Origin of the sequence: Labrys sp. 22185, from assembly GCF_052045555.1 — a bacterium.
Classification (GTDB): Bacteria; Pseudomonadota; Alphaproteobacteria; order Rhizobiales; family Labraceae; genus Labrys; species Labrys neptuniae.
Map to the genome: position 1 here is coordinate 435949 of NZ_JBQEPH010000002.1, position 20542 is coordinate 456490.

Here is a 20542-nt window from a genome sequence, read left to right on the forward strand (position 1 = left end):
CGGCATGTCGGCGCGCCATCACAGCAGCGAACGTGAGCAGCTCGATCTCTTCCGGGCGCTGCCCGGCGATCTGGCGCCGCGCGACGCGCAGGACCTGATGGCGTACCCGTTCTTCGCGCTCGGCAAGTCGAAGCGACTGGCGCCGATCAACTTCAAGGCCGGCTCTGTCGTCATCCGCGTGGAAGCCGTGCCCGAGCACGGCATGGCCACCATCTGGGATGCCGACGTGCTGATCTGGGCGGCCTCTCAGATCGTCGAGGCGCGTGACCACGGGCTGCGCCCGTCGCGTCTGATGGCGACCACGCCCTACGAGATTCTGCAGTTCATCGGCCGCGGCGTTTCCTTGCGCGACTACGACCGCTTGAAGGCCGCGCTCGACCGCCTCCAGTCGACGACGGTGGCGACGTCGATCCGCCAACCCACCGAGCGAAGGCTGCATCGCTTTTCCTGGATCAACGAATGGAAGGAGCGTGCCGACGGCAGAGGCCGGCCGCTCGGCCTCGAACTGATCGTGCCGGATTGGTTCTATGCCGCCGTTCTCGACGATGCGCTCGTGCTGACCATCGACCGCAACTATTTCGGCCTGACGGGCGGTCTGGAGCGCTGGCTCTATCGCCTCGTGCGCAAGCACGGCGGCAAGCAGGAATTCGGCTGGAGCTTCGACTTTCAGCACCTTCACGCCAAGTCCGGCTCGCTCTCGCCGCTCAAACACTTCGCCTACGACCTGCGGGACATCGTCCGTCGCCAGCCACTGCCCGGCTACCGCCTGACCATCGAGCAGTGCCTCGGCGGTCCCGAAATCCTCTCCTTCAAACCGATCGATCCGAACGCGCTCGGCATCCCTCGCCAGCGCCGCCGCTCGACCAAGCGCCCTGGGAATAAGCTGTGAATCGTCTCGTGCTATCGGGGACCGGACCCATCGTGCCATCGAGGACCCGATCCTCGTGCTATCGGGGACCGAAATCGCCGAATCCGCCCGCTGAATCAGCAACTTGTGAGCCCTGTAACTTCTCTAACTTAGATTCCTTCGGAATCTTTCTAACGCGAACGGCATTTTCGCCGCGTGTGGACGAGTCCCTGATCGCCGGGAGACCGTCATGATCGTCGCGCTGCTCAACCAGAAGGGCGGCGTCGGCAAGACGACGATCGCGCTCCATCTTGCCGGCGAGTGGGCAAAGCGCGGTCAGCGCGTCACCGTCATCGATGCGGACCCGCAGGGCTCGGCGCTCGACTGGTCACAGCAGCGCGCACGAGAAAGCCTGCCTCGGCTCTTCGGGGTGGTCGGTCTGGCGCGTGACACCCTCCATCGCGAGGCGCCGGAGATCGCCCGCGACGTCGACCACGTCATCATCGACGGGCCGCCGCGCGTCGCCGGGCTGATGCGCTCGGCATTGCTCGCCGCCGATCTGGTGCTGATCCCGGTGCAGCCGTCGCCCTTCGACGGCTGGGCGTCGGCCGAGATGCTGTCGCTGCTCGGCGAGGCCCGCATCTACCGGCCGCAGCTCGTGGCGCGCTTCGTCCTCAACCGCTGCGCCGCGCGCACCGTCATCGCCCGCGAGACCGCCGAGACACTCGCCGACCATGATCCGCCGCTGCTTGCCGCTACGGTCGGCCAACGCGTCGCCTTTGCCGATACCGCGCAGACCGGACGGCTTGTTGGCGAACTCGATCAGGACAGTGCCGCGGCCCGCGAGATCGCCGCGCTGGTCAGCGAGATCGGGAGGATCGCGCCATGACCGCGACGCCTCCGAAGCGCGGCTTCGCCACCCGGCCGGGCGCCGCAGAGACCTGGATCAGGGCCGCCGATGCGCCTGCGCCGCGCGCGCCCGACGCCGCGATCTACACCGCACGGCTGACGATCGACGTCACGCCCGACCAACGTGCGCGGATCAAGATCGCAGCCTTCCAGCGCGGCGTCACCGTTGCCGACATGCTGCGCGAGCTGCTCGCGCGCGAATTCCCCGACAGCACTGGAGACGCGACATGACCGGCGCCGCCGCCATCCATGCGCGTGGCGAGCCGAGACCGACCGCGCCGCCGCCCGACAACCTGACCGAAGTCGAGCTCACCTGGATCGAGAAGCGCACCGAGAACTGGATCAGGTTCGGCCGCGAGGTAAGCGAACAGGTCCTCGACCGCCGTCGGCGCGTGCTTCGCTTCGCGCCGGACAGCGTCTTCGGCTTCGTGCGCTGGGTCGCCAACGACTACGGGACCATCGCCTCGCATCTCGACGTGCTCCGCACCACGCGCGCTGGCGAGCAGCAGCAGACCGTGCCCTTCGTGCGCCCCGGCGGCGACATCCTGCTGAAGGTCGAGGGCTGGCCCAAAGTCGAGCGTGTGCTGCAGATGATCGACGCCATCGAGGCGACGGGCATCGATCCGAGCGACGTCTCGCCCGATCATTGGCGTCACGTCCACAACAGGTTGGTCGCCGGCGAACAGCCGCGACCCTACACGGCCCAGCACCATAAGGCCTTCCTCCTGCGTCGGAGGGTGGGATCATGAGCCGCTTCGGCTACGTCATGGTCACCTACGTCCTGACCATGGGAACGGCGATCGCCGCCTTCGTCGATTTCCCCAAAAAGCTGATCTGGAACGCGTCGGCGAGCACGCCGATCGGGCTTTACAGCATCGGCCCGGCCGACCGCTTCGAGGTCACCGATCTCGTCGCCGTCCGCGCGCTGGAACCGCTCGCCGCATTCATGGTCGAACGCGGCTACATCGGCCGCGGCGTGCCCTTGATGAAGCGGATCGCGGGTGTGCCCGGCCAACAGGTCTGCCGCCGCGATCACGCCATCACGGTGGACGGCGTGCCGATGGGCGATGCGCTCGAACGCGACCATCTCGGCCGCTCGCTGCCCGTCTGGCAGGGCTGCCGCCGCATCGCCGAGGGCGAACTTTTCCTGATGAACTGGTCGGTCCGCGACAGCCTGGACGGACGCTATTTCGGGCCACTGCCGACCAGCGACGTGATCGGCCGGGCGACGCCGCTCTGGACCGATGAGCATGGCGACGGCCGCTACGTCTGGCGCGCGCCGACCCGCTGAACTGCCGCTTCCACCCCCAACCCAAGGAGACGACGATGACCCAGATCGGCCAATTCACCCGCACCAAGTCCGGCTATTCCGGGCGGCTCACCGCGCTCGGCATCGACGCCGAACTCGCCTTCATTCCGGCCGAGGCGTCGGAGGCCGAGAACGCTCCGGACTACCGTGTCCTGCTCGGCGGGGACGACGGCATCGAGATCGGCGCCGGCTGGAAGCATGTCGGCGAACGTGCCGGCGACTATGTCTCCGTGCAACTCGACAGCCCGCTCTTCCCGCGTCCGCTGCGCGCCAATCTCTTCCGCGCCGGTGACGACAACGGCACCTGGGGTCTGCACTGGTCACGGCCCGCCAAGCCGCGCACCAACACGCGCGACAGCGAGGACTGAGCGGTGCGCGGCCCACATCGATCGCAGCATCATCGGAACGGCAGGGACAAGTCCCGTGCCGCCTCCCGGCTGCTCCCCCTTCTCCTTTCCGGCCTGCCGATCGCCGCTTCGCCGATATCGCCGGCACAGGCTCAGACCGTGGCGCCGGTTCCGGCCGAGGCGAGCACTCAGGTCGCCGCCTTCGTGACCGAGGCCTCGCAGCGGTTCGGCATTCCGGTCGCGTGGATTCGTGCGCTCATGCGAGTCGAAAGCGCCAACGACGTGCGCGCCGTCTCGCCCAAGGGTGCGATGGGCCTGATGCAGATCATGCCCGACACCTGGGCCTATCTGCGCACGCGCTATCGCCTCGGCAGCGATCCGTTCGATCCCCGCGACAACATCATCGCGGGCACGGCCTATATGCGCGAACTCTACGATCGCTACGGCGCGCCAGGCTTTCTCGCGGCCTACAATGCGGGGCCCGGGCGGTACGACGACTACCTCGCGAACGGCCGCGCATTGCCAGCAGAAACGCGCGCCTATGTCGCCCAGCTCGCGCCCCTTGTCGGCGGCGAAGCGACTCCGGCCATCGTCACCGTTGCCGCCGCCGACCCGCTGGCCTGGACGCGCGCGCCGCTCTTCATCGGCGCATCGGATCGCGGGCCGGGCGCAGCTCCGGTGCAGGCGGACGAACACACGCGTGACAGCGACCCTGCGACTTCACCGCGCGATACGGCTGCCGAAGCGACGCCAACCGGCGGCCTGTTCGTCTCCCGCCGGGAGCCTGCAGGCCCGCGATGACCGCCTTTCCCGTCCATCGCAGCATGGCGAACCCCAGCGCAGTTTGGAGGGCGTTGGGAGGGAGGACCGCAAACACAACCGCACGATGGCAGGATAAAGGGGCGCGATGTGCGCTTCGGTTCGGTTGTGCTTTTTCAAGGGGTTATGCGGCGATTTCGCGAGGTGCGCCTGATCGGCGCAGCCTGCGCATCGGCGTCTTACCAAGCAAATTCATCGCGTTGGCGCGATGTGTGGAGCGTCGGGCATGACCGACGAGCACGATTTCCGCATCCGGCCAGGCCGCATCCGCTCGACCAGCGCACAACGGGCGCGGCCCTTCATCGCCCAGGCCCTGGCGGCCGCCCAGCGCGCCGGCGGCAGCGTCTCCCGGCAGGGGAAGATCGGGTCCGGCGCGCGGTCCCGGTTCGGGCGTGGACAGCGCGCCTCGATCCAGGCGAACCGCCTCATCACCGCCCGCTCGCGCGGCGCGGTCATCAAGGCGCGGGTCGTCCGTTACGGCGGGCGGTCCGCGCCGCTGTCGACGCATCTCGATTATCTCCGTCGCGATGGCGTCACCCGCGACGGGGAGAAGGCCCGGTTGTTCGGTCCGGGCGGCGATGAGGTTGACGCCAAGAGTTTCGCGGAGCGGTCCGAGGACGACCGCCACCATTTCCGGTTCATCGTCTCGCCGGACGACGCGCTGGAGATGTCCGACCTCAAGGGTTTCACCCGCGAGCTGGTTGGCCAGATGGAGAAGGATCTCGGCACGCGGCTCGAATGGGTCGCGGTCGATCACTGGAACACCGAGCATCCGCATGTCCATCTGATCGTGCGCGGCGTGCGCGATGACGGCGAGAACCTCGTCATCTCGCGCGACTACATAAAGGAGGGCATGCGCGATCGGGCGCGCGACCTGATCACCCAGGAGCTGGGGCCGCGCACCGATCAGGAGATCCGGCAGACGCTGGAGCGCCAGATCGACGCCGACCGCTGGACCAATCTCGATCGCCAGCTCGTCCGCGACGCCGATCGCACCGGCGTTATCGATCTCGCGCCGCATCCCGATCGGCAGCCCGACGAATTCCACGCGCTGAAGGTCGGGCGGCTGCGCAAGCTCGAAGGCCTCGGGCTCGCCGACGAGATCGGCCCGGGACAATGGACCATCTCGGACAAGGCCGAGGCGACGCTGCGCGAGCTCGGGGAGCGCGGCGACATCATCAAGCGCATCCATCACGGCCTGACCGAGCGCGGCATCGAGCGCGGCGCGGCGAGCCATGTGCTGGCGTCCGAAAGGCTCAACGATCCGGTGATCGGCCGCCTGGTCGCCCGCGGCCTCGACGACGAGCTCAAGGGCACAGCCTTCGCAGTCGTCGACGGCATCGATGGCCGGACCCACCACATCAAGCTTTCCGACCTCGACGCGGCCGGCGACAGCGCGCCGGGCTCGATCGTCGAGCTTCGGAAATTCGACGACGCGCGCGGCCAGCGCCGCGTGGCGATCGCGGTGCGCTCCGACCTCGACATCGAGCGGCAGGTCACTGCGACCGGCGCGACCTGGCTCGACCGGCAGAATATCGCCCGCGAGCCGGCGGCGCTGGGCGGCGGCTTTGGCGCCGAGGTGCGTGACGCCATGGACCGGCGCGCCGAACATCTGGTCGGCCAGGGCCTCGCCGAGCGGCAGAAGCGCGGCGTCAGCTTCCAGCCCGGCCTGGTCGACACGCTGCGGCGTCGCGAGCTGGAGGCGGTTGCCGAACGCATCGCCGCCGAGACCGGGCGTCCCCAGGTCAAACCTGAATCCGGTGAATATGTCACCGGCGCCTATCAGCGGCGGCTGACGCTCGCGAGCGGCCGCTTCGCCATGATCGACGACGGGCTCGGCTTCAGCCTCGTGCCCTGGACGCCATCCCTCGAAAAGCAGCTCGGCCGCCACGTCTCCGGCGTCGCCAGGAGCGATGGCGGCGTCGACTGGAGCTTCGGCCGCCAGCGGGGGCTCGGCCTGTGACCACCCAAGCGAAAGGACCCGCCATGTCCGCCACCAAGATCCTCTGGGGCCAGATCCTCACTGTCTTCGCCATCGTCCTGTTGACCACCTGGGCCGCCACGCAGTGGACGGCCTACCGGCTCGGCTTCCAACCCCAGCTCGGAGCTCCGTGGTTCATGCTCGGCGACTGGCCGATCTACTATCCGTGGTCCTTCTTTCCGTGGTGGTATTTCTACGACGCCTACGCGCCGCCGATCTTCGTCGAGGGCGCCTATATCGCCGCTTCCGGCGGCTTCATCTCGATCGCGGTGGCGATCGGCATGTCGGTGTGGCGGGCCCGGGAGGCGAAGAACGCAGAGACCTTCGGCTCGGCGCGTTGGGCACATGAAGACGAGGTGCGCGGCGCCGGCCTGCTCGGCGAGGACGGCGTGGTGCTCGGCAAGTACGACCGCGCCTATCTCCGGCATGACGGCCCCGAGCATATCTTGTGCTTCGCGCCGACCCGGTCCGGCAAGGGCGTCGGTCTGGTCGTGCCGTCGCTGCTGACCTGGCCGGGCTCGGCGATCGTCCACGACATCAAGGGCGAGAACTGGACGCTGACCGCCGGCTTCCGCGCCCGCCACGGCCGGGTGCTGCTGTTCGACCCGACCAATGCGAAGTCGGCCGCCTACAATCCACTCCTCGAGGTGCGTCGCCGCGGAGAGTGGGAGGTCCGCGACGTTCAGAACATCGCCGACATCCTGGTCGACCCTGAAGGAAGCCTTGAGAAACGGAACCACTGGGAGAAGACCAGCCACGCGCTCCTAGTCGGTGCGATCCTGCATGTCCTCTACGCCGAGGAGGACAAGACGCTCGCCGGCGTCGCCGCCTTCCTCTCCGATCCGAAGCGGCCGATCGAATCCACCTTGGCGGCGATGATGAAGACCACTCATCTCGGGGAGAGCGGACCGCATCCTGTGATCGCCTCGGCCGCACGCGAGCTGCTGAACAAGTCCGACAACGAACGCTCCGGCGTGCTCTCAACGGCTATGTCTTTCCTCGGCCTCTATCGCGATCCCGTCGTCGCCGAGGTGACGCGGCGCTGCGACTGGCGCATCGCCGACATCGTCGGCGCCCGGCAACCGACCAGCCTGTACCTCGTCGTGCCGCCGTCCGACATCGCCCGCACCAAGCCGCTCATCCGCCTTATCCTCAATCAGATCGGCCGCCGCTTGACCGAGGACCTGAAGGCGAAGGGCAACCGGCACAGGTTGCTCCTGATGCTCGACGAGTTTCCCGCGCTCGGTCGGCTCGACTTCTTCGAATCCGCGCTCGCCTTCATGGCCGGCTATGGGTTGAAGGCGTTCCTGATCGCGCAATCGCTGAACCAGATCGAGAAGGCCTACGGGCCGAACAACTCGATCCTCGACAACTGCCATGTCCGGGTCAGCTTCGCGACGAACGACGAACGGACCGCCAAGCGCGTCTCCGATGCGCTCGGGACCGCGACCGAGATGCGCGCCATGCGCAACTACGCAGGCCATCGTCTCTCGCCCTGGCTCGGCCACCTGATGGTGTCGCGCTCGGAGACCGCAAGGCCGCTGCTCACGCCCGGCGAGATCATGCAGCTCCCGCCCGCCGACGAGATCGTCATGGTCGCGGGCACGCCGCCGATCCGCGCGAAGAAGGCGCGCTATTACGAGGATCGCCGCTTCAAGGATCGGATCATGGCGCCGCCAGCGCTCACCAGGCCGACGCAGCCGGGCATGGACGATTGGAGCCGACTTCCGCTTCCGGCACGGCCCGCAAGCATGGTGTCGCCAAGCGCAGTCATCGTAGACGATGCCGGCGACGAAGATCCCACCGGATCGGAACGGCGCCACCAGCCGGAACTGGAACGCGCCGCGCCCGTCGAGAAGAAGGCGCCGATCGAGAACGAGTTCGACGGCGGCTTCGACGATGCCGCCGATGACGACACGGCCCGGATCAGCCGCGCCAATCAGATCATGCAGGGCGTGGCGCGACAGGTCTCGCTCGATCCGAACGACGGCATGGAGCTGTGAGGCGCCCATGGCCAATCCATCGAAGAAGCAGCGCCTGTCTGTCTATCTCGAACCCGAAGTCATGAAGGCGCTCGCAGCCCATGCGGTCCGCCGCGATCAGTCGCGCTCGCTCATCGCCGAGGCGGCGATCGCGTCCTTTTTGTCGCCGGACGCCGCCGAGCGCCAAGAGGCGGCGACGACCAAACGCCTCGACCAGCTCGACCGTCGGATGACGCGCATGGAGCGCGACATCGGCATCTCGGTGGAGATGCTTGCCGTCTTCGTGCGCTTCTGGCTGACGACTAACCCGCCTTTGCCCGAGCCGGCGCAAGCCGCGGCCCGCGCCCAGGCGGGCGAGCGCTACGATGCGTTCGTTGCGGCCTTGGGCCGGAGACTCGCCAAGGGCCCGAAGCTCCGGCAGGAGATTTCCGAGGACATCGTTCCTGCGCGCGACGCGCAGTAAGCTAGCAGAAGGGGGAGAAGTGGCTCGCCGCTCGGCGAACAGCGAAACTGGCGCGGCGGCATACTCTAGTGGTCCAAATCTGACGTTCGATGGCCGCTAGAGCCGGCCGTCGGCCATAGCAGACGTTCAGGTGTCGCGCCGCAAGTGACCCCGGAGAGGAGTGTCTAACGATGCAGGCGCCGCCTAGCACGTTCCAGGATTTCCTCTGACTGCGGCGTTCCAGACATAATCCGGGCCAAGGTCATGGCGCCGATCATGGTGGCGTAGTCCACCATGGCCTCGTCTCGAGCCTCCTCGGAAGATGGATCTTCGACCAGCGCGTCGATCATCTGTTCGATAACGGCCGCCGCCGCCGCCCGGGTCTCACCTGACGACCGGGCAGCTTCGCTCCCCAAGGCAGCCATTGGACAGGTAGGCGTAGTCGCATCGCGGTGCTCAGGAGATAGATAATGGTCTAACGCTGCGTTCCGCCCCTTTTTCGCCCGGACCTCCTTAAGGGTTCCCGCCGAACTCCCGCCTGCAGCGACGAGCGCCTCGGCTATCAGTTGCTCCCTGTTGCGAAAGTGCTTGTAGAACCCACCGTGGGTGAGGCCGGCGGCAGCCATGACGTCCGAAAGACTGGCCTCTGCGATGCCCGTGCGCCGGATGTGGTCAGCAGCCGCGGTAACGATGGCGCGCCGAGTTTCGGCGGCTTCCTTGTTCGATTTCCTCAACGACGCATCCTTCACTACCGCCCAACGATGGCCTTGACAGATTGGATGTTACCCGACATCTATTAAGATGTCACGCAACATCTAATCGGATCGGAGAGCGTCATGCTGGGTCAGCAGACCAAGGCCATCGCGGCCAATGTGCCGGAAGCGGTAGAACTCACACGACTGGGCGTCTCGGGCGCGGCGGAAGCCATTCGCCGGGGCGAGGTCAGCGCCGAAACCTATGTTTCTGCCCTTCTCGCCAAGGCCCGGCAGGACGAAGGCCTGAAGGCGTTCATCACCCTGGACGAGCCTGGAGCCCTTTCCGCCGCCCGCGAAGCCGACAAGGCCCGCGCCAAGGGGCTGGACGCGCCGCTGCTCGGTGTTCCCCTCGGCATCAAGGACAGCTATCTCACGGCCGGCTTGCGCACGACGCTGGGCGTTGGTGCGCTCACGGCCTTCCAGCCGACTGAGGACGCGGAGGCGGTTGCGGCGCTCAAGGCGGCGGGCGCGATCGTGCTCGGGAAGACCAATCTGGTCGAACTTTCCTATGGTTTGACTGGCGACAACGGCCCTTATGGCCAGGTCGGAAACCCGCATGCGCCCGATCATGTGAGCGGCGGTTCGTCGAGCGGTTCGGCGGCGGCGGTTGCTGCCGGCCTCGCTCCGGCGACGCTCGGCGGGGACACCATCGGGTCGATTCGGGTTCCCGCCTCACTATGCGGAGCCGTGGGGTTTAAGCCGACCACCCGGCGCTGGCCGCGCGAAGGGGTCGCGCCGATCTCTCACACGCTCGATACGACGGGGGTCTTCGCCCGCACCGTCGGGGATTGCGAACTGATCGACCAGGTCGTCACCGGTGCGCCCGCGGCGGAGTTGGAAGCTCGCGCCGATCTGAAGGGAATCCGTTTCGCCTTCGCGCCGCGCCAATACCTGAGCCCGGTCGACCCCGAGGTCGAGGCGCAGTTCCGCAACACGATCCAGCGCCTCGCCGAGGCGGGGGCCGAAATCGTCGAGATCGATCTCGGCGAGGACTTCCAGGCGCTGGCCCTGCGGACGACCTGGAGCCTCTTCTTCCGCGAGACCAAGGCTTCGCTGACCGAGTTCCTGAAGCGCCACGCGATCCCCGTCACCTTCGAGGACCTACACCAGGGGTTGCGCGCGGGCGTCAAGGACGCCTGGGACCACTTCGTCATCCCCGGCGCACCGGGCTACCTGAGCGAGGAGGCTTATCACGCCCTGGCCGCCGACCGGCTGGCGGTGAAGCAACGCATGAGCGAGGTTTTCACCCGGCACGGCGCCCACGCGTTGATCTTCCCGACGACGCCCTGCACGGCACCCTCGGTTGATCGCCAGACGCAGTTCACCGTGGATGGGCAGGAGGTCGATTTCCGGGTGTTGGCGAACAACACCATTCCTGCCAGCGCCGCAGGATTACCGGGGATCAGCCTGCCGATCGGCGTCGACAGCCATGACCTTCCGATCGGCCTGGAGCTCGATGGGCCGGATGGTGGGGATCGCGCGCTTCTCGGTCTCGCCGCCCGCGTGGAGAAAGTGTTCAGCGCCTAGGCAATGACCTTCTGCTGACTCTCGAACTCTCACCCGTAATGATTGGAGACAGACAATGACCACCCCTATGGTCGAGATACGGCCGTTTACAAACGAGCACGTCACCATCCGTTCCACCAAGCCCTTCGCGGAGGCGAAGGCCAGGCTCGAGAGCCTCGTCCCGCGGATCGACGATGGGATATTCACGCTTCTGCGCTACGGCGAAGCGGACCGTGCATTGCGTGAGCTCGAAGCATCGGCGAACCTGTCGATCTTCAGCTTCCGTGACCACGGCGCCTTGTTGGCGATCGTCGGTCAGAAGCGGCGCTCCATCCAGTATGACATCGGCAACCCGCTGACTGCCTCGAAGATGACCCGCCATCAGCTTTCGGCCGGGATCTACGCACCGATCCGGGTTCTGCTGCGGGAGGACGGCGGCGGTTCGGCATTCGAGTACGACCGCCCCGTATCCGTTTTCGGCCAATTCGATGACCCGCAGGTCGACGCCGTCGCGCAGCAGCTTGATCAGGACCTGCGGACGGCGCTTGAGGCAGCGGCAGCCTGAGGTTCTGAAAGCGCACAGCCGCAGCATAGGGAAAGGATTTGTGATGCCAGATAACCAGCGTCCAATCGTTTTGATCAACACCTTCCGACTGAAGGCGGAGGACCCGGCGAAATTGATAGCTCTGCTAACCAAAGTCACAGAAGAGTCAGTAGCGATGGCGCCTGGCTTCAGAGGTGCCACGTTGCATCTGAGCCTGGATGAAAAGCGAGTTGTGATGTACGCGCGTTGGCAGAGCCTTGCGCACTATGATGCGATGCGCGCAGGCAGCGGCTCGACGAGCGCGCTTCAGGAAATCATGAAGGCCGCGACCTTTGAGCCCGGTATGTTCGAGATCGTGCGTGAGTTTCAGCCGCCGATATCTGACCTCACGACCGAGCTAGCTCGTTAGGGCTCAATTGAAACCTCACGAGATATGCCAAACGTTATGTCCCCGCGGCATGGCGACTGTCTCCGGCGAGCGTTTGGTGGACGCCATCTGGTTCTACGAGGCACCGTATGATGCGGTCGCTGCGATCAAGGATCGTTTGGCTTTATACCCCGATCGAGAATTTGGTCGCGAGCCGCCGCCTCACGGCAGCCACTGAGGCGTGCTCCGCCAAGTCATTTCGGCTCCGCGCGCCAATAATGTGCGATTGCGGCAACTCAAGTACTCGGCGATTCCGCCGATCGCCTGTCTTTGTACGCCACGGTACGACGAGCAAAACAACCTGTTGCCGCCGGCCGATTTCCGGTTCTCTTAATCATCCCCGATCCAGGGACGGCCTGACGCGGTCCCGCAAAGAACGGGGACAACGTGGCCGGTTCTTCCGAGAAATCTGAGGCGATACTTCGCGGGGCCCGCATGCTGCGGACCGCACTCGGCCCCGCAATAGCCGGTTTCCTTGGAGACGCCAGCGTCGTCGAGGTGATGCTCAACCCCGACGGCCGTCTCTGGATCGACCGGCTCTCGGAAGGTTTGTCGGACACGGGCGAGCGGCTCTCGGCGGCCGACGGCGAGCGCATCGTGCGCCTGGTCGCCCACCATGTCGGCGCCGAGGTCCATGCCGGCAATCCCCGGGTTTCGGCCGAGCTGCCGGAAACAGGGGAGCGGTTCGAGGGGCTTCTGCCGCCCGTGGTGGCGGCGCCGGCTTTCGCGATCCGCAAGCCCGCCGTCGCTGTCTTCACGCTGCAGGACTATGTCGCCGCCGACACCATGACCGCCGCGCAGGCCGAGATCCTGCGCCAGGCCGTCGCCGATCGCCGCACCATCCTCGTGGCCGGCGGCACCTCGACCGGCAAGACGACGCTGACCAACGCGCTGCTCGCCGAGGTCTCGAAGACCTCCGACCGCGTGGTGCTCATCGAGGACACCCGCGAGCTGCAATGCGCCGCGCCGAACCTCGTCGCCATGCGCACGAAGGACGGCGTCGCCACGCTCTCCGATCTCGTCCGCTCCTCGCTACGCCTTCGTCCCGACCGCATCCCGATCGGCGAGGTACGCGGCGCCGAGGCGCTCGACCTGCTCAAGGCCTGGGGCACCGGACACCCCGGCGGGATCGGCACTATCCACGCCGGCACCGCGCTCGGCGCACTGCGCCGCCTCGAGCAGCTCATCCAGGAAGCCGTCGTCACCGTCCCGCGCGCGCTGATCGCCGAGACGATCGATCTCGTCGCGGTCCTCTCGGGCCGCGGCTCCACCCGGCGCCTGGCCGAACTCGGCCGCGTCGAAGGGCTCAGCCCCGACGGCGACTACCGCGTCCGCCCCGCAACCCAGCCCCCCGAAGGAGAACCCGCATGATCCGCCGTGCCCTGCATTTTCGTCGCCATGTCGCGACAACCGCATCCGTCCTCATGGCCAGTGTCCTGCTGGCCCCGGCCGCCCACGCATCCGGCTCCTCGATGCCGTGGGAAGCGCCGCTGCAATCGATCCTCGAATCCATCGAGGGACCGGTCGCCAAGATCATTGCGGTGATCATCATCATCGTGACCGGGCTGACGCTCGCCTTCGGCGACACCTCGGGCGGCTTCCGCCGCCTCATCCAGATCGTGTTCGGCCTGTCGATCGCCTTCGCCGCGTCGAGCTTCTTCCTGTCGTTCTTCTCGTTCGGCGGCGGGGCGCTCGTCTGATGGCGGGCCTGATCGAGAGCGGCGGCGACGTTCCGGGCTACACCGTCCCGGTCCATCGGGCACTGACCGAGCACATCCTGCTCGGCGGCGCACCTCGCGCCATAGCCATCCTCAACGGCACGCTCGCCGCCGCTCTCGGTCTCGGTCTTCGCCTCTGGCTGGTCGGCCTCGGTCTCTGGGCGATCGGCCATTTCGCCGCCGTCTGGGCGGCCAAGCGCGACCCGCAATTTGTCGACGTCGGCCGCCGGCACCTCCGCATCCCCGGTCACCTGAACGTCTGAGGCGCGCCATGATGAGCCTCGCCGAATATCGCCGCTCCTCGACCCGCCTTGCGGACTTCCTGCCCTGGGCGGCGCTGGTCGCTCCCGGCGTGGTTCTCAACAAGGACGGCTCGTTTCAGCGCAGCGCACGCTTCCGCGGGCCCGATCTCGATTCCGCCGTGCAGGCCGAGCTCGTCGCCGTCGCGGGCCGCCTCAACAGCGCCTTCCGCCGCCTCGGCAGCGGATGGGCGATCTTCGTCGAGGCGCAACGCCATGCCGTCGGCGCCTATCCGGCGAGCCGCTTTCCCGACGCCGCCTCGGCCATGGTCGATGCCGAGCGCAAGGCCGACTTCGAGGAGGACGCCGTCCACTACGAGTCGAGCTACTTCCTGACGTTCACCTTCCTGCCTCCGGCCGAGGATGCCGCGCGCGCCGAGAGCTGGCTTTACGAAGGCAAGGCCGAGCGAGGCGTCGATGCCTGGGAGGCGCTGCGCGGCTTCGTGGACCGCACCGATCGCATCCTGCAGCTCGTCGAAGCCTTCATGCCGGAATGCGCGTGGCTCGATGATGTCGAGACCCTGACCTATCTACACTCGACCGTCTCGACGAAGCGCTACCGCGTGCGCGTTCCCGAGACGCCGATGTATCTCGACGCGCTCGTCGCCGATCAGCCACTCACCGGAGGCCTGGAGCCGCGCCTTGCCGAGGCGCATCTGCGCATCCTGACGGTCGTCGGATTTCCGACCGCGACGACGCCCGGCATACTCGACGATCTCAACCGGCTCGCCTTTCCGTATCGCTGGTCGACCCGGGCGATCCTGCTCGACAAGACCGACGCCACGAAGCTTCTGACCAAGATCCGGCGGCAATGGTTCTCCAAGCGCAAGTCGATCGCCACCATCCTCAAGGAGGTGATGACCAACGAGGCGAGCGCCCTGGTCGATACCGACGCCGCCAACAAGGCCGCCGATGCCGATCTGGCCCTGCAGGAACTCGGCGCCGACTATGCCGGCCAGGCCTATGTCACCGCGACGATCGCCGTCTGGGACAACGATCCCCGCGTCGCGTCCGAGAAGCTCCGTCTCGTCGAGAAGGTGATCCAGGGCCGCGACTTCACCGCAATGCCCGAAACGATCAACGCGGTCGACGCGTGGCTCGGATCGCTGCCCGGCCACGTCTACGCCAATGTCCGTCAGCCGCCGATCTCAACGCTCAATCTCGCCCACATGATCCCGCTTTCCGCGGTGTGGGCGGGGCCGGAACGGGATGAGCACTTTGGTGCGCCCCCCTTGCTTTACGGCAAGACCGAAGGGTCCACCCCGTTCCGGTTCTCCATTCACGTCGGCGACGTCGGCCACACCCTGGTGGTCGGCCCGACCGGCGCTGGGAAGTCCGTGCTGCTGGCGCTGATGGCGCTGCAGTTTCGCCGCTACGCCGACGCGCAGGTCTTCGCCTTCGACTTCGGCGGCTCGATCCGCGCCGCCGCGATCGCCATGGGCGGCGACTGGCACGATCTCGGCGGCGGATTGACCGAGGGCTCAGCCGACAGCGTCGCGCTTCAGCCGCTCTCGCGCATCGACGAGGCAGCCGAACGCGCCTGGGCCGCCGACTGGATCGTCGCCATCTTCATGCGCGAGAGCATACAGGTCACGCCGGAGGTCAAGGAGCTGATCTGGACGGCGCTGTCGTCGCTCGCCAGCGCGCCCGTCGCCGAGCGCACCATGACCGGCCTTTCGGTGCTGCTGCAGTCAAACGACCTGAAGCAGGCGCTGCGCCCATATTGCGTCGGCGGACCCTATGGCCGGCTGCTCGACGCCGAGAGCGAACACCTCGGCACCGCCACCGTCCAGGCCTTCGAGACGGAGGGCTTGATCGGGACGGCTGCGGCCCCGGCGGTGCTCTCCTATCTCTTCCATCGCATCGAGGACCGGCTGAACGGTGAGCCGACCCTGATCATCGTCGACGAAGGCTGGCTCGCCCTGGACGATGAGGGCTTCGCCGGCCAGCTCCGAGAGTGGCTGAAGACGCTGCGCAAGAAGAACGCCAGCGTCGTCTTCGCGACCCAGTCGCTCTCCGACATCGACGGCTCGGCCATCGCGCCGGCCATCATCGAGAGCTGCCAGACGCGGCTCCTGCTGCCGAACGAACGGGCGATCGAGCCGCAGATCACCGCGATCTACCGGCGCTTCGGCCTCAACGACCGGCAGATCGAGATCCTCGCGAGGGCGATGCCCAAGCGGGACTATTACTGCCAGAGCCGCCGCGGCAACCGTCTGTTCGAGCTCGGCCTCGCCGACGTCGCGCTCGCCCTCTGCGCGGCGTCCTCCAAGACCGACCAGGCCGCCATCGACCGCATCGTTACCGAGCACGGCCGCGAAGGCTTCCTCGCGGCGTGGCTGCGCCATCGCGGCATCGACTGGGCGGCCGACCTCATTCCCAACCTCACCAACCTGGAGAGCCAGCTATGAAACTGCGTGTCCCCCGCGCGGCGTTCGCCGCCGCCATTCTCGCCGCGCCGCTGTCGGTGTCGCCTGTGCTGATCGCCCCGGCCTCGGCCCAATGGATCGTCTACGATCCCACCAACTACGCGCAAAACCTGCTGTCGGCGACACGAGCGCTCCAGCAGATCAACAACCAGATCACCTCGCTTCAGAACGAAGCGCAGATGCTGATCAACCAGGCGCGCAACCTTACGAGCCTGCCGTTCTCCTCCCTTCAGCAGCTTCAGCAGTCTGTCCAGCGCACCCAGCAGCTCCTCAGCCAGGCGCAGGGCATCGCCTACAACGTCCAGAACATCGACCGGGCATTCCAGACCAATTACGGGGGCGGTAGCGCCTCGATGAGCGCCTCCGATCAGCAACTCGTCGCCCAGGCGAAGGAACGCTGGAACAACACGGTCTCAGGCCTGCAGGACGCGATGCGGGTCCAGGCGGGCGTCGTCGGCAATATCGACACCAACCGCACGCAGATGTCGGCGCTCGTCGGTCAGAGCCAGGGCGCGACGGGCGCCCTGCAGGCGACGCAGGCCGGCAACCAGCTTCTCGCGCTTCAGGCCCAGCAGCTCGCCGATCTCACCGCCGTCGTCTCCGCCAATGGCCGCGCCCAGGCGCTCGCCGAGGCCGAGCGGTCGGCCGCCGCTGAACAGGGCCGCGAGCAGCGCCGCCGGTTTCTCACGCCGGGGACCGGCTACCAGCCCGGCAACGCGCAGATGTTCCCAGGCAGCAACTGAGGGCGCGGCGATGGACGGAAAGATTCTCGCGCGTATCGGCGCCGTCGGCTTCGTAACCTTTGCGATCACGGCGACGGCCATCGAACTCTCCCGCAAGGACGAACCGCCGCTCTATCGCAGCGTCGCCGCGCCGACCGAAACCGGCGCCGACCCGCTGAAGACCGAGCTGCGGCGCTGCCAGCAGCTCGGCGAAGCCGGCACTCGTGATCCCGCCTGCCTTCAGGCCTGGGCGGACAATCGCGACCGCTTCCTGAAGCCATCGCAGGCCCTGCAGCCGCAACCCGCGCCGCAGGCGCCAGGCCCGCATGGTCAGCCGCAGAACCCTCCGGCCGCCCGCGATCCCGCCGTCAACGAGGCCGCGCCGGCAATCGACTCCCACACGAACGAGGCGCGTTGAGATCATGGGCGGCACCGGCGTCATCGACCATTTCCTGGAGGTCTTCACCCGCTACATCGATAGCGGCTTCGGCCTCCTCAGCGGCGAAGTGGCCTTCATCGCCACCACGCTGATCGTGATCGACGTGACGCTCGCCGCGCTGTTCTGGAGCTGGGGCGCCGACGACGACATCATGGCGCGGCTGGTCAAGAAGACGCTCTTCGTCGGCGTCTTCGCCTATCTGATCGGCAACTGGAACAACCTTGCCCGCATCATCTTCGAGAGCTTCGCCGGGCTCGGGCTGAAGGCGTCCGGCACCGGCTTCACCGTCGCGGACATGATGCGGCCCGGCCGCGTCGCGCAGACAGGCCTCGACGCTGGACGGCCGCTGCTCGATTCCATCTCCGATCTCATGGGCTACTGGAGTTTCTTCGAGAACTTCATCCAGATCGCGGTGATGCTGCTCGCCTGGGCGCTGGTGCTGCTCGCCTTCTTCATCCTCGCCATCCAGCTCTTCGTCACCCTGATCGAGTTCAAGCTGACGACGCTGGCCGGCTTCGTGCTCATCCCGTTCGGCCTCTTCGGCAAGAGCGCCTTCATGGCCGAAAGGGTTTTGGGGAACGTCATCAGCTCCGGCATCAAGGTGCTCGTCCTCGGCGTCATCATCGGGATCGGATCGAGCCTCTTCTCCGAGTTCACCGCTGGCTTCGGCGGCCGCACGCCGACAATCGACGAAGCGATGGCGATCGTGCTCGCGGCTTTGACGCTGCTCGGCCTTGGCATCTTCGGCCCCGGCATCGCCAACGGCCTCGTGTCCGGTGGTCCGCAGCTCGGCGCGGGCGCTGCGGTCGGCACCGGGCTTGCCGCAGGCGGCATGGTCGCCGCCGGCGCCGCGACGGTCGGCGCGGTCGCTTCCGGAGGTGCGGCGCTTGCAGGAGGCGCCGCTGCCGCCGCCCGCGGGGGCGCAGCGCTGGCGGGCGGAGCTTCCACCGCATACAGCCTGGGCGCCGCAGGGCAGACGGGCGCCTCGGGCGTGGCCAGCGGCCTGGGCGGCGTCGCCCGGGCCGCCGGTTCCGCAGCCACATCGCCGCTCCGCCGCGCTGCCGAGCGTGCGTCGTCAAGCATGCGCTCCAGCTTCGCCGACGGAGCCCGATCCGCCTTCGAGGCGACCGGGGGCTCCTCGACCATGGGCACTGTTGGCGAAGCGGCGAACGACGCCGCACCGACGCCTTCCGGTGGCGGCGATCAACCGCCTGCCTGGGCCCGCCGCATGAAGCGCTCTCAACAAATGAGCCACGCCGTCTCGACCACGGTCCATGCGGTGCGCAGCGGCGACAGCCACGGCGGCGGCTCCTCCATCAATCTCTCCGAAGGTGACCGCTGATGTTTCGACGACCCTCGACGCACTATGGAAAAGCGCCCGAACCCGAGACGCCGTATCAGCGCGCCGCCCAGGTTTGGGATGACCGCATCGGCTCGGCCCGAGTTCAGGCGCGCAATTGGCGCTACATGGCGTTCGGCTCGCTCTTCCTGTCGGCGGGGTTCGCGGCCGCCCTTGTCTGGCAGTCGGCGCGCGGCACCGTCGTCCCGTGGGTGGTTCAGACAGACCGGCTCGGCCAGGCGCAGGCGATCGCGCCTGCGACGGCAGACTATCAGCCGACGGACCCGCAGATCGCGTTCCACCTTGCGCGCTTCATCGAGCAGGTCCGCTCGATCCCGGCGGACGCGATCATCGTCCGGCAGAACTGGCTGCGCGCCTATGACTTCACCACGGATCGGGGCGCCGCCGCGCTCAACGACTACGCGCGCTCGAACGACCCCTTCACCAAGGTCGGCCGCCAGCAGATCGCCGTCGACGTCTCGAGCGTGATCAGGGCCTCTCCCGATAGCTTCCGGGTCGCATGGACCGAGCGCCGCTACGAGAACGGCCAGCTCGCCGACACGACCCGATGGACGGCGATCCTCACCATCGTCGTCCAGATTCCGCGCAACGCCGACCGGCTGCGCGCCAATCCGCTGGGGATCTACGTCAACGCAATTTCATGGTCACGGGAGCTGGGGCAATGACGATGCCGATTTTCCGTAAAGCCGGAGAACCGGCTTTCCGTATTCACACATTGGCGGTTTTGTTGCTGTCCGCCACCGCACTCGCCGGCTGCGCGACGACGCAGAGGCCGCCCGAAATTAGCTACGACGACGCGCCCGCCGCCGTGCAGACCGTCGATCCGCCCGCGCCGGTCCGGGTGGTCGAACTGCCGAGACCGCTTCCGCTACCCGGCCAGATGAAGCCGGTCGAGGAATCGCGGCGAGCGCCCGAACCCGCCGATCCCACGGCACGGGTCAATCAGGCCAACGCTGCCGCCCGCATCCAGCCGGTGCGCGACGGCTTCATCAACTCCATGCAGGTCTATCCCTTCACCCAGGGCGCGCTCTACCAAGTCTACACCGCCGTCGGGCAGATCACCGACATCGCGCTCCAGCCGGGCGAGCAGCTCGTCGGCTCCGGGCCGGTGGCGGCCGGCGATACCGTGCGCTGGATCATCGGCGACACGCAGAGCGGCGCGGGCGCGACCCTGCAGGTCCACATTCTGGTGAAGCCTACCCGCGCCGATCTGATGACCAATCTCGTCATCAACACCAATCTGCGCACCTATCACATGGAGCTGCGCTCGACCGAGCGCACCTATATGGCCTCGGTCTCCTGGCAATATCCGCAGGACCAGCTCATCGCGCTCCGGCGCCAGAACGCCGTGGCGCAGGCGACCCAGCCGGTGGCGACCGGCGTCGATCTCGCGCGTATCAATTTCCGCTACGAGGTGACGGGTGATCGCGCCGCGTGGCGTCCGCTGCGCGCCTATGACGACGGCCGGCAGGTCTTCATCGAATTCCCGAGAGGCATCGGCCAAGGCGAAATGCCGCCGCTCTTCGTCGTTGGCGCCGAGGGCAACACCTCCGAACTCGTCAACTACCGGGTCCGCAACAACTACATGATCGTCGACCGGCTCTTCGCGGCCGCCGAGCTGCGCTTTGGCTCCGGCGATGCCCAGAAGCGCGTCCGGATCACCCGCACCGACGGGAGGCCCGCGTCGTGAGCGATGACCGGAACGAG

General features: G+C 67.3%; 24 protein-coding genes. 23 read left to right on the forward strand and 1 reads right to left on the reverse strand.

Annotation, left to right across the window (positions count from 1 at the left end; all coding sequences use genetic code 11):
- The first annotated feature begins 4 nt into the window (after positions 1-4).
- The 10 genes from ACTJKX_RS06625 to ACTJKX_RS06670 all read left to right on the forward strand — a co-directional run bounded on the left by ACTJKX_RS06625 (position 5) and on the right by ACTJKX_RS06670 (position 8657).
- A complete protein-coding gene (locus ACTJKX_RS06625) occupies positions 5-889 on the forward strand; it encodes a replication initiator protein A (protein ID WP_440724769.1) in 885 nt (294 codons plus the stop codon).
- Positions 890-1097: 208 nt separating this feature from the next.
- Positions 1098-1736 (forward strand): ParA family partition ATPase, encoded by a 639-nt coding sequence (gene parA, locus ACTJKX_RS06630; RefSeq protein WP_440724770.1) that lies wholly within the window; start codon positions 1098-1100, stop codon positions 1734-1736.
- Positions 1733-1987 (forward strand): ribbon-helix-helix protein, encoded by a 255-nt coding sequence (locus ACTJKX_RS06635; protein ID WP_440724771.1) that lies wholly within the window; start codon positions 1733-1735, stop codon positions 1985-1987. The genes parA and ACTJKX_RS06635 overlap by 4 nt, the downstream gene beginning before the upstream one ends.
- Positions 1984-2505 (forward strand): DUF2840 domain-containing protein, encoded by a 522-nt coding sequence (locus ACTJKX_RS06640; protein ID WP_440724772.1) that lies wholly within the window; start codon positions 1984-1986, stop codon positions 2503-2505. Before ACTJKX_RS06635 ends, ACTJKX_RS06640 begins: the two co-directional genes overlap by 4 nt.
- Positions 2502-3047 carry a S26 family signal peptidase gene (locus tag ACTJKX_RS06645; protein WP_440724773.1) on the forward strand — a complete coding sequence of 182 codons (546 nt, stop codon included), beginning with the start codon at positions 2502-2504 and terminating at the stop codon, positions 3045-3047. The genes ACTJKX_RS06640 and ACTJKX_RS06645 overlap by 4 nt, the downstream gene beginning before the upstream one ends.
- A 35-nt stretch (positions 3048-3082) precedes the next feature.
- Positions 3083-3433, forward strand: coding sequence for a DUF736 domain-containing protein (locus ACTJKX_RS06650; protein ID WP_440724774.1), 351 nt, complete (start codon positions 3083-3085; stop codon positions 3431-3433).
- 3 nt (positions 3434-3436) lie between these two features.
- The gene (locus tag ACTJKX_RS06655) at positions 3437-4213 is read left to right on the forward strand and encodes a lytic transglycosylase domain-containing protein (protein ID WP_440724775.1); all 777 of its coding nucleotides are present in this window, start codon (positions 3437-3439) and stop codon (positions 4211-4213) included.
- 244 nt (positions 4214-4457) lie between these two features.
- The gene (locus tag ACTJKX_RS06660) at positions 4458-6194 is read left to right on the forward strand and encodes a relaxase/mobilization nuclease domain-containing protein (protein WP_440724776.1); all 1737 of its coding nucleotides are present in this window, start codon (positions 4458-4460) and stop codon (positions 6192-6194) included.
- A gap of 23 nt (positions 6195-6217) precedes the next feature.
- Positions 6218-8215, forward strand: a complete 1998-nt coding sequence (locus tag ACTJKX_RS06665; protein ID WP_440724777.1) for a conjugal transfer protein TraG — start codon at positions 6218-6220, stop codon at positions 8213-8215.
- A 7-nt stretch (positions 8216-8222) separates the two neighbouring features.
- Entirely contained in the window at positions 8223-8657 is a 435-nt protein-coding gene (locus tag ACTJKX_RS06670) for a CopG family transcriptional regulator (RefSeq protein WP_440724778.1), read from the forward strand.
- 164 nt (positions 8658-8821) lie between these two features.
- On the opposite strand, the gene ACTJKX_RS06675 is transcribed toward ACTJKX_RS06670, so the two are convergent.
- Positions 8822-9370: a TetR/AcrR family transcriptional regulator gene (locus ACTJKX_RS06675; RefSeq protein ID WP_440724779.1), complete on the reverse strand. Its 549-nt coding sequence runs from the start codon at positions 9368-9370 to the stop codon at positions 8822-8824.
- Between the two features lie 102 nt (positions 9371-9472).
- Between ACTJKX_RS06675 and ACTJKX_RS06680 the strand changes: the two genes are divergently transcribed.
- From ACTJKX_RS06680 to trbG, 13 genes are all read left to right on the forward strand, one after another.
- Complete coding sequence (locus ACTJKX_RS06680) at positions 9473-10918, forward strand: amidase family protein (RefSeq protein WP_440724780.1); 1446 nt, start codon at positions 9473-9475, stop codon at positions 10916-10918.
- Positions 10919-10973: 55 nt separating this feature from the next.
- Entirely contained in the window at positions 10974-11462 is a 489-nt protein-coding gene (locus tag ACTJKX_RS06685; RefSeq protein WP_440724781.1) for a DUF302 domain-containing protein, read from the forward strand.
- Between the two features lie 43 nt (positions 11463-11505).
- Entirely contained in the window at positions 11506-11850 is a 345-nt protein-coding gene (locus ACTJKX_RS06690) for an antibiotic biosynthesis monooxygenase family protein (protein ID WP_440724782.1), read from the forward strand.
- A 49-nt stretch (positions 11851-11899) separates the two neighbouring features.
- Entirely contained in the window at positions 11900-12046 is a 147-nt protein-coding gene (locus tag ACTJKX_RS06695; protein WP_440724783.1) for a DUF427 domain-containing protein, read from the forward strand.
- A gap of 257 nt (positions 12047-12303) precedes the next feature.
- Positions 12304-13239: a P-type conjugative transfer ATPase TrbB gene (gene trbB / locus ACTJKX_RS06700; RefSeq protein ID WP_440724784.1), complete on the forward strand. Its 936-nt coding sequence runs from the start codon at positions 12304-12306 to the stop codon at positions 13237-13239.
- Positions 13236-13568, forward strand: a complete 333-nt coding sequence (locus ACTJKX_RS06705; protein ID WP_440724785.1) for a TrbC/VirB2 family protein — start codon at positions 13236-13238, stop codon at positions 13566-13568. The genes trbB and ACTJKX_RS06705 overlap by 4 nt, the downstream gene beginning before the upstream one ends.
- Positions 13568-13849, forward strand: coding sequence for a VirB3 family type IV secretion system protein (locus tag ACTJKX_RS06710; RefSeq protein ID WP_008125099.1), 282 nt, complete (start codon positions 13568-13570; stop codon positions 13847-13849). The genes ACTJKX_RS06705 and ACTJKX_RS06710 overlap by 1 nt, the downstream gene beginning before the upstream one ends.
- An 8-nt stretch (positions 13850-13857) precedes the next feature.
- The gene (trbE, locus tag ACTJKX_RS06715) at positions 13858-16296 is read left to right on the forward strand and encodes a conjugal transfer protein TrbE (protein ID WP_440724786.1); all 2439 of its coding nucleotides are present in this window, start codon (positions 13858-13860) and stop codon (positions 16294-16296) included.
- Positions 16293-17057, forward strand: a complete 765-nt coding sequence (trbJ, locus tag ACTJKX_RS06720; RefSeq protein ID WP_440724787.1) for a P-type conjugative transfer protein TrbJ — start codon at positions 16293-16295, stop codon at positions 17055-17057. The genes trbE and trbJ overlap by 4 nt, the downstream gene beginning before the upstream one ends.
- Before the next feature lie 10 nt (positions 17058-17067).
- Positions 17068-17454 carry a putative entry exclusion protein TrbK-alt gene (gene trbK-alt / locus ACTJKX_RS06725; RefSeq protein ID WP_440724788.1) on the forward strand — a complete coding sequence of 129 codons (387 nt, stop codon included), beginning with the start codon at positions 17068-17070 and terminating at the stop codon, positions 17452-17454.
- Positions 17455-17458: 4 nt separating this feature from the next.
- Positions 17459-18817 carry a P-type conjugative transfer protein TrbL gene (gene trbL / locus ACTJKX_RS06730; RefSeq protein WP_440724789.1) on the forward strand — a complete coding sequence of 453 codons (1359 nt, stop codon included), beginning with the start codon at positions 17459-17461 and terminating at the stop codon, positions 18815-18817.
- Positions 18817-19500: a conjugal transfer protein TrbF gene (gene trbF, locus ACTJKX_RS06735; protein WP_054362435.1), complete on the forward strand. Its 684-nt coding sequence runs from the start codon at positions 18817-18819 to the stop codon at positions 19498-19500. The genes trbL and trbF overlap by 1 nt, the downstream gene beginning before the upstream one ends.
- Positions 19497-20525: a P-type conjugative transfer protein TrbG gene (gene trbG / locus ACTJKX_RS06740; protein ID WP_440724790.1), complete on the forward strand. Its 1029-nt coding sequence runs from the start codon at positions 19497-19499 to the stop codon at positions 20523-20525. Before trbF ends, trbG begins: the two co-directional genes overlap by 4 nt.
- Positions 20526-20542 lie beyond the last annotated feature (17 nt).

Coding starts and splice junctions, on each gene's coding strand:
- ACTJKX_RS06625 (WP_440724769.1), top strand. CDS start 5: ATGTCGGCGCGCCATCACAGCAGCGAACGTGAGCAGCTCGATCTCTTC.
- parA (WP_440724770.1), top strand. CDS start 1,098: ATGATCGTCGCGCTGCTCAACCAGAAGGGCGGCGTCGGCAAGACGACG.
- ACTJKX_RS06635 (WP_440724771.1), top strand. CDS start 1,733: ATGACCGCGACGCCTCCGAAGCGCGGCTTCGCCACCCGGCCGGGCGCC.
- ACTJKX_RS06640 (WP_440724772.1), top strand. CDS start 1,984: ATGACCGGCGCCGCCGCCATCCATGCGCGTGGCGAGCCGAGACCGACC.
- ACTJKX_RS06645 (WP_440724773.1), top strand. CDS start 2,502: ATGAGCCGCTTCGGCTACGTCATGGTCACCTACGTCCTGACCATGGGA.
- ACTJKX_RS06650 (WP_440724774.1), top strand. CDS start 3,083: ATGACCCAGATCGGCCAATTCACCCGCACCAAGTCCGGCTATTCCGGG.
- ACTJKX_RS06660 (WP_440724776.1), top strand. CDS start 4,458: ATGACCGACGAGCACGATTTCCGCATCCGGCCAGGCCGCATCCGCTCG.
- ACTJKX_RS06665 (WP_440724777.1), top strand. CDS start 6,218: ATGTCCGCCACCAAGATCCTCTGGGGCCAGATCCTCACTGTCTTCGCC.
- ACTJKX_RS06670 (WP_440724778.1), top strand. CDS start 8,223: ATGGCCAATCCATCGAAGAAGCAGCGCCTGTCTGTCTATCTCGAACCC.
- ACTJKX_RS06680 (WP_440724780.1), top strand. CDS start 9,473: ATGCTGGGTCAGCAGACCAAGGCCATCGCGGCCAATGTGCCGGAAGCG.
- ACTJKX_RS06685 (WP_440724781.1), top strand. CDS start 10,974: ATGACCACCCCTATGGTCGAGATACGGCCGTTTACAAACGAGCACGTC.
- ACTJKX_RS06690 (WP_440724782.1), top strand. CDS start 11,506: ATGCCAGATAACCAGCGTCCAATCGTTTTGATCAACACCTTCCGACTG.
- ACTJKX_RS06695 (WP_440724783.1), top strand. CDS start 11,900: ATGGCGACTGTCTCCGGCGAGCGTTTGGTGGACGCCATCTGGTTCTAC.
- trbB (WP_440724784.1), top strand. CDS start 12,304: ATGCTGCGGACCGCACTCGGCCCCGCAATAGCCGGTTTCCTTGGAGAC.
- ACTJKX_RS06705 (WP_440724785.1), top strand. CDS start 13,236: ATGATCCGCCGTGCCCTGCATTTTCGTCGCCATGTCGCGACAACCGCA.
- ACTJKX_RS06710 (WP_008125099.1), top strand. CDS start 13,568: ATGGCGGGCCTGATCGAGAGCGGCGGCGACGTTCCGGGCTACACCGTC.
- trbE (WP_440724786.1), top strand. CDS start 13,858: ATGATGAGCCTCGCCGAATATCGCCGCTCCTCGACCCGCCTTGCGGAC.
- trbJ (WP_440724787.1), top strand. CDS start 16,293: ATGAAACTGCGTGTCCCCCGCGCGGCGTTCGCCGCCGCCATTCTCGCC.
- trbK-alt (WP_440724788.1), top strand. CDS start 17,068: ATGGACGGAAAGATTCTCGCGCGTATCGGCGCCGTCGGCTTCGTAACC.
- trbL (WP_440724789.1), top strand. CDS start 17,459: ATGGGCGGCACCGGCGTCATCGACCATTTCCTGGAGGTCTTCACCCGC.
- trbF (WP_054362435.1), top strand. CDS start 18,817: ATGTTTCGACGACCCTCGACGCACTATGGAAAAGCGCCCGAACCCGAG.
- trbG (WP_440724790.1), top strand. CDS start 19,497: ATGACGATGCCGATTTTCCGTAAAGCCGGAGAACCGGCTTTCCGTATT.